Origin of the sequence: Aquisphaera insulae (assembly GCF_011064615.1) — a bacterium.
Lineage (GTDB): Bacteria > Planctomycetota > Planctomycetia > Isosphaerales > Isosphaeraceae > Aquisphaera > Aquisphaera insulae.
This window is the reverse complement of record NZ_JAALJH010000060.1, coordinates 47,589-59,126: the sequence shown is the minus strand read 5'-3', so window position 1 is coordinate 59,126 and position 11,538 is coordinate 47,589. Positions and strand designations below refer to the sequence as shown.

Here is an 11,538-nt window from a genome sequence, read left to right as displayed (position 1 = left end):
TCCGGATAGTCTCTAAGCGAAATAGAACGACCACGGATGGCACGGATACCACGGATGGGGACGGGGGGGAGGAATTGAGCCACAGATGAACACAGATGAACGCAGATGGGGAAGTGGCCGTGGTGTTGGACAGGCTCCTCTCCCCTCACTGGGTGGCCGTGGTGGAACACCACGGAGGGCTCGCCGTGGTGTTGGACAGGCTCCTCTCCCGGGCCAGGGCGGTCCCGTGGTATTCCACCACGGCCACCCGGATGGCCTGTGTGGTTGCAAGACGTGGCGACATCCGCTGTGTGGAGATGTCTTGATTTTGTAGGGTGTGTCAAGCGGAGCGCAGACGCACCGTGATCGCCGTGTCCTGGGGCCCGAGTGGGAGAAACGGCGTCCGCGTGCGTGGCCGAGCCGATTCCGTGGCCGAGCCGATTTGGTGCGTCTGCGCTCCGCTTGACACACCCTACAGGAGCCAGGCTCATCCGGCGGGGACGCTCGTGAGGGTGCGAGCCCCACCGCTATCCGGCGCCGCTTCGGCCGGATGAACCGGCCACTTGCCCAGGGGGCATTGCTCGTGGGCCATGAGGCTCTTGGCCCGGGTGAAGCAGCCGCAGATGCGGCATCGTTGCCCCGTGTGGTGTTCGCAAAGGCCGCAGAGGGCCAGCCGGACCGCCCGAACCTCGGGTTGGATCGTCTTCATGCCCGAACCGACGAAGGCCATCATGGCCTTGGTGGCGGACATCGCCATCCGCAGGAGTCGTGATTTGGATGAGGGAGCCGGTTGGGGAGAGCGGACCTGCGCATTCACGAACGAGGCGGACCCGAGCGAGGCGGCTTGCTCCTCCTCCCGGTAGCGCCGGAGCTGCTCCTCGTACCAGGCCGCTTCGGGATGCCCGAGGGCCATCAAAAGGGAGACCGATTCCTCGGCCGCCTGAACCGCGAGGTCAGCGCGGCCCAGCTCGGCCAGGGCAAGCGCGTGCGTCCATCGCAGCCGGGACTCGTGAACGCGGTCGCCGAGTGTTCTTGCCGAATCCAGCGCCTCGTCCAGGAACCTGGATGCCCCAGCCGGGTCGGCGAGCTTCAGGTGAGCCAGCGCCAGTCTTTCCAGGACGATCTTTTGGGCGTACCGATCGCCGGTGCTCTCGGCGAGCTGAAGCGTCGCCCGAAGCACGATGATCGCCTCCGTGGGCCGCCCGGCGGTCAACAGAACAAGCCCCAGGTTCCCCAGCGCGTCCGTCTCGCGACCGCGATCCCCGAGCCTCCGAAAAATGTCCACCGCCCGATGAAGCGCCGAGACCGCGACGCTGGAATCCGACGCATGGGAGTTTGAGCTGGCGAGCGCATGGTCCACCAGGCCGATGGCTTCTGCCAGACGAGAGTCGCTATGCGTGTTCATCCCGTCCCCTCTTCCAGTAACGGACGCCGGCCCTTACTCTCGAAGAGGAGTTCTCGAGCACCCGGTTTCAGACGCGGTATTTCCTGGACTCTCCACTTCGATGAATCGAGCGTTGCCCAGACCCTTCAGGCGTTCGGGACCAACCGCTATGTCCCCTTCGGCCTTCCCTGGTGGGCTGGCTTTTCATCCCTGCTTGACTCGCAGTCGGCCGTGCGGAGACGATTCCCTTCAACTTGGCGTAACCTGCTTCGGTGTGGTCGGCCGAAGCCGGCCGGGGGTTCCGACCTCGGTTTACCGGACCGAAGCAGTCAAGGCGTGGTGGAAGGCACTCCCGCCCGCGTGGTTACTCCTGGGAAGGAGGGCGCAGTATCGCCCCCGGGCGGCCTGGACCGTCGCAGTGACCGTGGCACCGCCTCTGGTGGAAGATCGACCTCTTGACGCGACATGCCCGAGCGATCCCTCGTCGCGGGCCGTGACGTCGCGTCCTCGTCGACGAAACTGGCGCCGCCGTTCGGCGTGGCGGCCATGCCGCAGGCGACCGCGGGCCCGGCCGTGCCGACACGGAACAGCCGCGGCCGTCTCCGGCTGCTTGCTGCATCCAGGCCGGCCCGGCCATCGCACCGGGCTGTGAGGCTTTACCTGCCGTTGAAGAGGTCGTTGTGGGCTGTACCCGCCCTGTTGCCCTTCACCTTGGTGGTGCCCAGCAGCGAGAGGGCCGAGTCGAAGGCGTAGATCTCGCCGCATTCGCCGGCCGCGGAGCCGTACCCCTGGTTGCCGTTGCCCCGGCCGTCCGGGCTGTTGCCGTGGTCGCCGGGGCTGAACCGAACGGCGAAGGCGCTCGACGTCCCGGCCCCGGCGGTGCCCGCCTCGATCACCACCGCCATGAACTTGTTGCCGTTCACGGCGGCCAGGCCCTGGTAATCGCCGATGAAGTAGCCGCCCGCCTGCGGCGCCTGCTCCATGTCGAACGAGTCGGGAGTCAACCGGATCTCGCCTCCCCAGTTCTTCGGGTTGGACAGCCCGCCGCGGCGGTTCGGATCCACTGTGATGGCCCAGGCGTCGGTCGGCACGCCGGCGGCCGTCGTGTTGTTTCGGAAGTCGTCGTAGGTAATCGCCAACGTGCCCGTGTTGTTCACCGCGAGGGCGGGGTTGAAGGCCTGCTGGTTGAGCGCCGGGATGTTGGTGGGCGTCGGGTTGGCCTGCACCGGTACCGTCCAGGTCTTGCCGCCGTCGCTGGACATGGCCAGCTGGATGACGCTGGGCGAGGTCGCCGCGGCGTCGTGCGGGGCGTCCTGCCAGGCCGCGTAGAGGTTCCCGTTCTTCGGATCGACCGCGTAGCCCGGAATTATGTCGCCGGTGCGTACGGGGGAATCCGGGTGATCCGGGTCGGACACGGCCCCAAAGTAAGTCCATCGGTCCGCATAGCCCTGGTCGAGCTGGGCCACGGTGTACGGCGCGGACCAGGTCGCGCCGTGGTCGGTGGAGGTGACGGCCTTGACCGAGAGCGTGTACGACTGGAGGCCCGGGTCCCAACGCAACTGCTCGAAGAGATCGACAAGGGAGCCGTCCGGCCGGACGAGGATCTGGTTCCCCTGGTTCGCGGCGACCTCGCCCGCCTGGGGATTGGGGAGCGGGTCGTTAACCGTCCGGGCCGGCTCCCAAGTCGCGCCGCCGTCGGTCGAGCGCGACATCAGGGTCACCCCATCCTCGTAGAGGAAATTGCCGTCGCTGTCGTAGGTATCCAGGAACTGGACCCAGGTCGTGTAGACGTACCGGGAGTCGTTCGGATCGGCGGTGATGGTTTCCTTGTCGTTGAAGAGGTAGGTCGTCAGGTCCCCATCGACGGTCGGGGCCGGGTCCGCGCCCACGATGATCGGGGCACCCCAGGTGAATCCCCCGTCCGTGGACTTGCTGACCGCGACGGAGGGGCCGCCGGTGGTCAGGTCGAACCCCAGGCTGGCGCAGTAGACGGCACCGTCGGGGGAGAACGTCAGCCACGGGTCGGTGGCGCGCGGGGCGCTCCCGCCCGTGACCTGCGAGGTGCCGGGGATGACGATCGCGGTCCAGGTCTTGCCGCCGTCGAGACTCACACCGCCCTGGAGCCCGCGCGCGCCACCGTTATCCCAACGGTCCTGCTGCCAGACGCTCACGATGTTCCTGGCGTCGCGCGGGTTGACCGCCACGTAGGGCTCGATTTGGCTGCTGGCGTAGTTGAACCCGGGCTGACCCGGCACGTTGTCGGAGGTGACATCCGCGAACAGATCGGCCGGGGCGATGGGGATCGGAGAGCCGCTGAGCAATTCTCGGCGATCGAGGGTCTCCACGCCGAGGGCGTGGCGCGGACGGCGGTTTCTGCCGGAGCGGCTGAGAGCGAAAACGAACCGGTTGCGAAGCATGAGATGTTTCCTGGGAGACTCGTCCGCCTGGGTAGCCCGGCGTCGATGGATTCGAGGGTCGCTACCGACCGGAGTGCCGTCGTTGGCACGAGGACCACGGGTTTCCGCGGGGACAGTTCGACGACAGCGTGGTTGGACGCCTGTCCGGGCCTGGGTTACCAGACTCGGAAGCTCTGACAAGACCGCCCATTGGCACGGAACTCCATCGCTCGATGCTCGGACCTCGCGCCCGAGTGAGGCCACGAGGCGGCGCCGGCCGTGCATTCGTCCTCGGTCGCCGGGAGGCGTCGGGTCGGCGGCGACCAGGGACGATTGCAGGCATTTCCTCAGTACTGCCAGCCGGCGGGGGGTCCGAGACAGGTTGCGAAAGAATTTCATCGGGAGTGACCGAGGCGGCCGACGGAGGAGACCGACCACCTGGCCGCTCCTCAGGTCGATCACGCAGACGCCGCAGGTCCGCTCCTCCGCCTTCAGCCGTTCGGTGATCGGGATGCCGCTGAAGACGGCGCTCTCGCGCACCTGAGAGAGGCCGACGAAGGCAAGGTTGCCCGCGAAGTCCACGCCGCGGGTGAAGCCCGGCACCTCGGCGATCGGCTCGTACTTGCCGGTGTTCGGGTCGATGGATCCGAACGTCCCCGCGCCCGACTCGCAGACCCACAGCCGCCCGCCGTACCATCGCGGCGAGTGGGGCATCGACAGGCCGCGGGCGATCACCTCTCCCGAGGCCACATCCATCACGATGCCGCCCTTCGCCTTGTTCGCCCGCCAGCCGGCCGGCTCGTCGGTCTCGCCCAGCGCCGTGACGTAGCGCGGGCGGCCGTCGACCATCCCCAGGCCGTTCAGATGGCAGCGGTCCGTGGGCTCGAGCGCGGTGACGAACGGCGGCCGCCACCGCGGCGCGAAGCTGGCCGAGCCGTCGAGCGTGCAGAGGCAGGAGAACCGGGTGTTCACGACCCAGAGCTCGTCGCCGGCGCCCCAGGCCATCTCGTGGATCTGGATGTTGCCGGTGACGTGGCTGGAGCGGGGCAGGAAGCAGGCGTCGTGCCGGCCCGGCGGCTCCAGCCTGGCCGTCACGGCCGGGGCGTCGACAAATTCCCAGACCTGCATCTGGGTGCCGACGGCCAGCCGGCCGCCGGATAGAGCCATGCCCATGGGGGCCTGGAAGGCGCGGAAGTGGGTGTTGAGGTGGTCCCCCTCGTCGCGGACCATCACCAGCTTGCCGGCCTGGTACGTGGTCACCAGCAGTGAGGCGCCGAACTGCCGCAAGAGCACGGGAAAGTTGGACGTGTGGACCGCCCGCAAGGGCGCCGGGGTGTCCGCCTTGGGGCGGCCGTTGTCCAGCGCCGGTTGGGGCGGGGAAACCATTGTCGTCATGATTCGTCACCACCTGCGTCACGAGCTGCGAGGCTGTGGTTGCGTTATGTCAAGGTCGAGGTTCACGGCGCGTGGAACGATCGCTCGGGGTGTAACCCCAGGCGATGACGCGACGCTGGTGGTCTCCGGCCCAGGCGGTGGTCATCACGACCCCGGTCGGCTCTGGCTTCGCGCCGGGCTTACCACCTGTACTGCGGGCCGATCACGATGCGCGTTTGGATTTGGTGGAATAATCTCGAAGTCGTCGATCAAACATCGAATCCGCCCATTGAGGCCGTGACGGCCAATACCGTTGACTCACCCTGGCCGCAGGGCGTTGACCGGACCCACCCGGCTGCATCCGCCGCTGTTTCCGGGCCTCGATTGTTTCCCGCCTGCTCCTCCGCGGGTGGTCAACACGACCCCGCACGGGCGCCGCTTTCAAACTGGACTTAATCCCTGGTACTGCCAGCCGGCGGCGATGCGAGACCGGTTGCGTGAGAAATTCTCGAGGTCGTCGGATTATGGCAGCGACGGCCTACCAAGGCCCAGGCGGCCAAAATGCGGGGGGATCGTCGCGAGCGGCTTGCGGCTGGCAGTAGAAGTAATAGGATGAAAGATATGTCGCTACCACCAGGCCAGGTGCCCGACCTCGTCGCCCGCGTTGCCGCCGGCGATCGAGAGGCGCTCGTCGAGTTGCTCGCCCGTTACCGCGCCCGATTGCGGCGTATGGTGGCGTTGCGCCTCGACCCGCGGCTCCAGGGCCGCGTCGACGCCTCGGACGTGATCCAGGAGGGATACCTGGACGCCATCAAGCGGCTGGACGACTACATCCGCGACCCCTCGGTGTCCTTCTACATCTGGCTGCGATTCCTCGTGGGTCAACGCGTGGCCGACTGCCATCGGCGGTATCTGGCCCGGCCTGGCCGCGACGTCGGCCGGGAGGTCTCGATTTACCGCGGCGCCATGCCCGGCGTCAGCTCGGGGGCCCTGGCAGCCCGGCTGCTGGGCAAGCTGACCAGCCCGCTCCAGGCGGCGATGCGGGCCGAGCGCAAGCTGCAGCTCCAGGAGGCCCTCAACCGCATGGATCCGATCGACCGGGAGGTCCTGGTGCTCCGACATTACGAGCAGATGAGCAACGTCGACGCCGCCGCGGCGCTCGGCCTGGAGAGGGCGGCGGCGAGCAAGCGGTACACGCGGGCGCTGGAGCGGCTGGAGAAGATCCTGGGCGATCTCCCGGGGGGCGTCGGCGGGGACGCGCCATGAGCGACGCCACTTCCGATTGCGACCCCTTCGAGATCGTCGCCGAGTCATTCCTGGAGCGCTATCGCGCCGGCGAGCGGCCGAGCATCGAGGAACTCGCCGCCCGCCACCCCGAGCTGGCCGGGCAGATCCGCAGGCTGTTGCCCGCCATGGTGCGGGTCGAGCAGGACCTGACGATCGACCCCGAGCCGGGACCCGCCGCGAGGGCCATGCCCGCGGCGTCCTCCGGCCCGAGCCGGCAGCTCGGCGACTACCGCATCCTGGGCGAGATCGGCCGGGGAGGGATGGGGACGGTCTACGAGGCCGAGCAGGTGTCGCTCGGCCGCCGCGTGGCCCTGAAGGTCCTCCCCGGCCACGCCGTGGGCGACCGGAGGGCGGAGAACCGCTTCCGTCGCGAGGCCAAGGCGGCGGCCCGGCTGCACCACACCAACATCGTGCCGGTCTTCGAGGTCGGGCGCGAGGGCGACGTCGCCTTCTACGCCATGCAGCTCATCGTCGGCCAGGGGCTCGACCAGGTCATCGAGGAGCTGAAACGGCTCCGCTCGCCCGATCGGGAAGGCCGACTGGAGGGCACCGGCCCCGCCCATGCCAGCACGTCCGACGGGCACCCATCACGACCGTCCGGCCGGATCGCCGAATCGCTCCTCGGCGGCCGGCTGGCGACCGAGGGGCCGGAATCGCTCGTGCGCGAGGGGCACGAGGCGGATGACCCGGCCCCGACCGAGCGGCTCGAACCGGCCGCAATCCTGGGACATGAGTCGGCCTGGCCGGACGGCGACGGACCGCCACCCCGGCGCCCGGCGGACCTGTCGGGCTCGGCGGTGCTGCCGGGGGGGACGCACGTGTCGAAGATCGACACGTCCGGCCGCCGCCAGCCGTTCTTCCGGAGCGTGGCCCAGATCGGCCGCCAGGTGGCGCAGGGGCTGGCCTACGCCCATGCCCGCGGGGTCGTCCATCGTGACATCAAGCCGTCGAACCTCCTGCTGGACACCGCCGGAGTCGTCTGGATCACCGACTTCGGGCTGGCCAAGGCGGAGGAGGACGGCCTGACGGCCACCGGCGACATCCTCGGCACGCTCCGCTACATGCCGCCGGAGCGGTTCCGCGGAGAGGGGGACGCCCGCGCCGACATCTATGCCCTGGGCATGACCCTCTACGAGCTGCTGACGCTCCGCCCCGCGTACCGTTCGTCCGATCGCCTGAAGCTCATCGAGCAGGTCAAGAACGAGGAGCCGACCCGGCCTCGGTCGCTCGACGATCGGATCCCGCGGGACCTCGAAACGATCGTACTCAAGGCGCTGGACAAGCTCCCGGAGCGGCGCTACCCGACGGCCGAGGCAATGGCCGAGGACCTGCGGAGGTTCCTGGCCGACGAGCCGATCAAGGCCCGACAGGTGAGCACGACGGAACGCTACTGGCGCTGGGCCCGCCGCAACCCGGTGGTGGCGATCCTGGGCGGCGTGCTCACGGCGTTGCTCATCGCCGTCACGATCGGGTCGCTGGTGACGGCCTCCCATTTCAAGACGATCGCCCTGAGTGAATCGCTGGCCAACCGGCAGTCGCAGCTCGATCGCAACGAAGCCCTCCAGGCCCGGCGCCTGGTGACCGAGGAGCGGGACAAGTCGCTGCAGCTCTCGGCGAGCCTGGCGCTCGAGAAGGGGATCGCCCTGGGCCAGGGGGGCCAGGCCGACCACGGCCTGCACTGGATGCTCGAGGCCCTGAGGACCGCCCCCGAGAATGCAAGCGACTTCCGGAAGGCCGTCCGCTGGAACCTAGGCGCCTGGCTCGGGCAAGTGCACCGGCCGCTCCGGATCGTGGAGGCCGCCGGTGAGTGCTCCGACCTAGGGTTCAGCCCCGACGGCGCGACGTTCGCGACGGGCTTCAATCCCCGCGATCGGGAGCGCGCGACGCCCATCCATCTCTGGGACACGGCGACGGGGGCGCTTCGAAAGACGTTCCCCGGCGCGGTCAGTCCGTTCGTCTTCGGGCCCGACGGCAAGGTGCTGTTTGCTTTCACGGAGTCACGGGCGGTCGTGGCCGTCGCGGTCGCCAGCGGGTCCGTGCTCTGGACGGGCACGCCCTTGCCCGGAGGGACCGCCTTCGAAATCGCGGTGAGCGCTGACGGTTCCACCGTCATTGCGGCCCTTCATGAGGAGAATTCCGCCAAGCTCCGGTTAACCCTGCTGGACGCGACCACCGGCTCGGTGCGGGGCGAGCCCCTGGAGTTGACGGGGACCTGCGCCGTGGCCCCGGACGCGAAGACCGTGGCCATCCACGCCACCCAGGATGGCGAGATGCGGTTGGCCCTCCACGACTTGCCCTCGGGCCGACGGCTGCTCTCGTGGCCTACCGGAGAAACTACAAAGGAATTGAGCAAGGGCCGATGGTGGGGCGGATTCAGCCCGGACGGGACGTCGCTCTACGCGACGGTCTCCACCGGAGGGATGCTCTTCGAGGGCGGTGCTCAGGTCTCGCGGTTCTGGGACGCGGGCCGGGGACAACCCCTCAGTCCGATCATGGCGAGTACGACGTATTTCACCTACGCTCCCGCCGGCGATCGAATCCTGACGCTGACGGACAACCTCTGGCTGCTGCGTCGGGCACCGGATGGGCAGGTCCGGGGGTCGGGATTATCCTCGGCGGGGGACGGTCACGACTTCCGAACTCATCCGGACGGCCTGACCGTCGTCACTCACGCGAGCGACAAGACCTATCGCATCTGGCAGGTCTCCCCGGAGGCCGAACCGACCGCGGCCGACCGGTCCGATCGCCAGGCCACGACGGCGGACACGCGACCCGAGCGGGAATCGCTGGCGCTGAGCTTGCTGTCTCAGGGCTTCGTGACCGACGGACGGGTCGCGCTCACCGAGGCGACGGGCGTCTCGGGACGGCAGCAGGTCCGCGTCACGGACCTCGCGACCGGCCGCGCGCTGGGACGACCCACCCCGCACTATCCGGGCTGGCACGTGCGCGGGCTCGCCCTCAGTCGGGATGGGAGCCTCTTCGCGACCGGCAGCAATCCTCCCCACTTTCCGACCGGCGAGGTGAGGATCTGGGAGACGGGCACCGGCCGACTGCGGGTCCCGCCGATCCCGCAGATCAACTTCGTCGTGGCCCTGGCATTCCGGCCCGACGGCAAGGTCCTGGCCACCGGGGATTTCAGCGGCCTCGTCCGACGGTGGGACACCGCCACCGGCGAGGAGATCGGCCGCCCGCTTCCGCAGGGAGAGATTGTGCTCAGCCTGGCGTACAGCCCGGATGGCACGAAGCTCGCCGTCGGCCTGTCGAATGATCATACCGGCAAGCCCGGCATCCGGCTCTGGGACGCCGATGCGGGCACTCGCATCGGGGAACTCCTGCCGAGCAGCGAGCCAGTCCGGCGGATCGAGTTCTTTCCCGACGGGACGACCCTGCTCGCGGCCCATGACCATTACACCCAGCTCTGGGACGCCTCTCAGGGCCGCGCGGTCGGCGGGCCGATGGCCGACGAGACCTCCGGCGGCATCCGCCCCGACGGCAGGGCCTTCCTGACGCTCGGCAGGGACGGTGGCGTCACCCTGCGCGACGCCTCGACCGGCGGCGTCCTGGCCCGGCTGTTGGCCGTGCCGTCGCCGGCTCTCTGCAGCGTCTTCCGCAGCGATGGCGGACTGGTCGCGGTGGGATTCCAGGACGGTTCGGTGCGCCTCTGCGACCCGGCCACGTCGCAACCGATTGGCCCCCCGCGGTTCATGGAATACGCGGTCAACAAGGTCGCCTTCACGCTGGACGGCCAGTCGGTCGCGGGCATCGACGTCGCCGGGAATACCCGCGTCTGGCGCGTCCCGAGCCCCCTCGTCGACGAGGGGCCGGACGACCTGAGGCTCCGCATCGAGGCCCGCACGGGCATGCGGATGGAGCCTGATCGCTCGATCGCCCGGCTCGACGCCCCGGCCTGGCGCGACCGGCTCGAACGCCTTGGCCACGTCGACCCGGCCGCGCTACGGCGCGAGGTCGATCCCGCCTGGCACGCGACATTGGCCCGCGAGGCCGAGCAGATGGGCAACACCTTCGCGGCGATCTGGCATCTGGACCGCCTGATCGCCACCCATCCCGAGGACTGGTCCCTGTACGCCCGAAGGGCGAGGGCGAGGTCCCGCTCCGACCGTCTCGAGGAGGCCGCCGCCGATTACGACCGAGCCTTGCGGCACGCCTCGAAGGATCTGGTCCTCGACGTCCAGGCTCATGCGATGCTCGACTGCACCTGGCGCGACCGCTGGGCCGAGGCCCTCTGGTATCTCGACCGCCTGATCGCGTCACGGTCCAACGACGCCTTGCTCCACGAGGAGCGGGCAGCGGTCTACGGGAAGCTCGGACGCGAGGCCGACCGCGTGGCCGAGCTCGCCCGCGTCTACGAGCTGGGGCCCGACGCGGGGCTGGCCCTCCCCCGCGCCGAGGAGCTCGGGCGCGCAGGCCGATGGGCCGAGGCCGCCGACCTGCTCGCGCGCTGCGGCCGCCGGGGTGCGATCGGCCGGGACCTGGCGCAGGCCTGGGCGGTCGCCTGCCTGAAGGCGGGTGACCACGCCGGTTATGCCGAGGCCTGCGCGGCGTTCGCAGGCCGCCTGGGGCCGGACCCGACGGTCGTCTGGAATGCGCTCGCCGAGGCGTCGGTCCTGGCCCTCGCGCCCGCCGCCCACGAGGATCTCCGGCGGCGCATCGAGCAGTTCGAGCGGCGGCTCGCGGTCAGCCCCGCACCTTCGCCGATCTACCGGCATCTTCTCTCGTGCTCGCTGGGCGGCCTGCTGCTCCGCGCAGGCCGGTTCGACGATGCGATCGCGCGACTCAACGAGGGTCTGGCCGCCTCGAAGGTGCCGGAGCTGCCGACCGACTGGGCCTACCTGGCCGTGGCCTGGTCGAGCGCGGGGAAGCCTGCCGAAGCACGAAAGTGGCTCGATCGTCTCCGCACCTGGCAGGTCGATGCGTCGGCCACCTACTGGGATCTCCAGGAGCTCGCCCTCATTCGGGGCGAGGCCGAGTCATTGCTTCTCGATGCCGAGTTCCCGAGCGAACCATTCGCGGGCCCATCTGCACGATGATTGCGACATCGTGCGATGCCGTTGGAGACCCTCGAGAAGGAACAGACCGACTGACACCCGCGTCCTGTTC

At 69.2% G+C, this 11,538-nt stretch carries 4 protein-coding genes; 2 read left to right on the top strand and 2 right to left on the bottom strand.

Annotated elements, in window-relative coordinates:
* Positions 1 to 466: 466 nt before the first annotated feature.
* Both G6O54_RS25705 and G6O54_RS37460 read right to left on the bottom strand, forming a co-directional pair.
* A complete protein-coding gene (locus G6O54_RS25705; RefSeq protein ID WP_165229611.1) occupies positions 467 to 1,384 on the bottom strand; it encodes a tetratricopeptide repeat protein in 918 nt (305 codons plus the stop codon).
* A gap of 635 nt (positions 1,385 to 2,019) precedes the next feature.
* On the bottom strand, positions 2,020 to 5,154 hold the full coding sequence (locus G6O54_RS37460; RefSeq protein ID WP_205679041.1) for a TIGR03032 family protein: 3,135 nt from the start codon (positions 5,152 to 5,154) through the stop codon (positions 2,020 to 2,022).
* Between the two features lie 600 nt (positions 5,155 to 5,754).
* Here G6O54_RS37460 and G6O54_RS25695 point away from each other — a divergent pair.
* Positions 5,755 to 6,399 (top strand): sigma-70 family RNA polymerase sigma factor, encoded by a 645-nt coding sequence (locus tag G6O54_RS25695; protein WP_165229607.1) that lies wholly within the window; start codon positions 5,755 to 5,757, stop codon positions 6,397 to 6,399.
* A complete protein-coding gene (locus G6O54_RS25690; protein WP_165229604.1) occupies positions 6,396 to 11,468 on the top strand; it encodes a serine/threonine-protein kinase in 5,073 nt (1,690 codons plus the stop codon). Before G6O54_RS25695 ends, G6O54_RS25690 begins: the two co-directional genes overlap by 4 nt.
* Positions 11,469 to 11,538: the final 70 nt, after the last annotated feature.

Excerpts from the sequence above, each read along its gene's own strand:
- G6O54_RS25695 (WP_165229607.1), top strand. The coding sequence starts at position 5,755 with ATGTCGCTACCACCAGGCCAGGTGCCCGACCTCGTCGCCCGCGTTGCC.
- G6O54_RS25705 (WP_165229611.1), bottom strand. The coding sequence starts at position 1,384 with ATGAACACGCATAGCGACTCTCGTCTGGCAGAAGCCATCGGCCTGGTG.
- G6O54_RS25690 (WP_165229604.1), top strand. The coding sequence starts at position 6,396 with ATGAGCGACGCCACTTCCGATTGCGACCCCTTCGAGATCGTCGCCGAG.
- G6O54_RS37460 (WP_205679041.1), bottom strand. The coding sequence starts at position 5,154 with ATGACGACAATGGTTTCCCCGCCCCAACCGGCGCTGGACAACGGCCGC.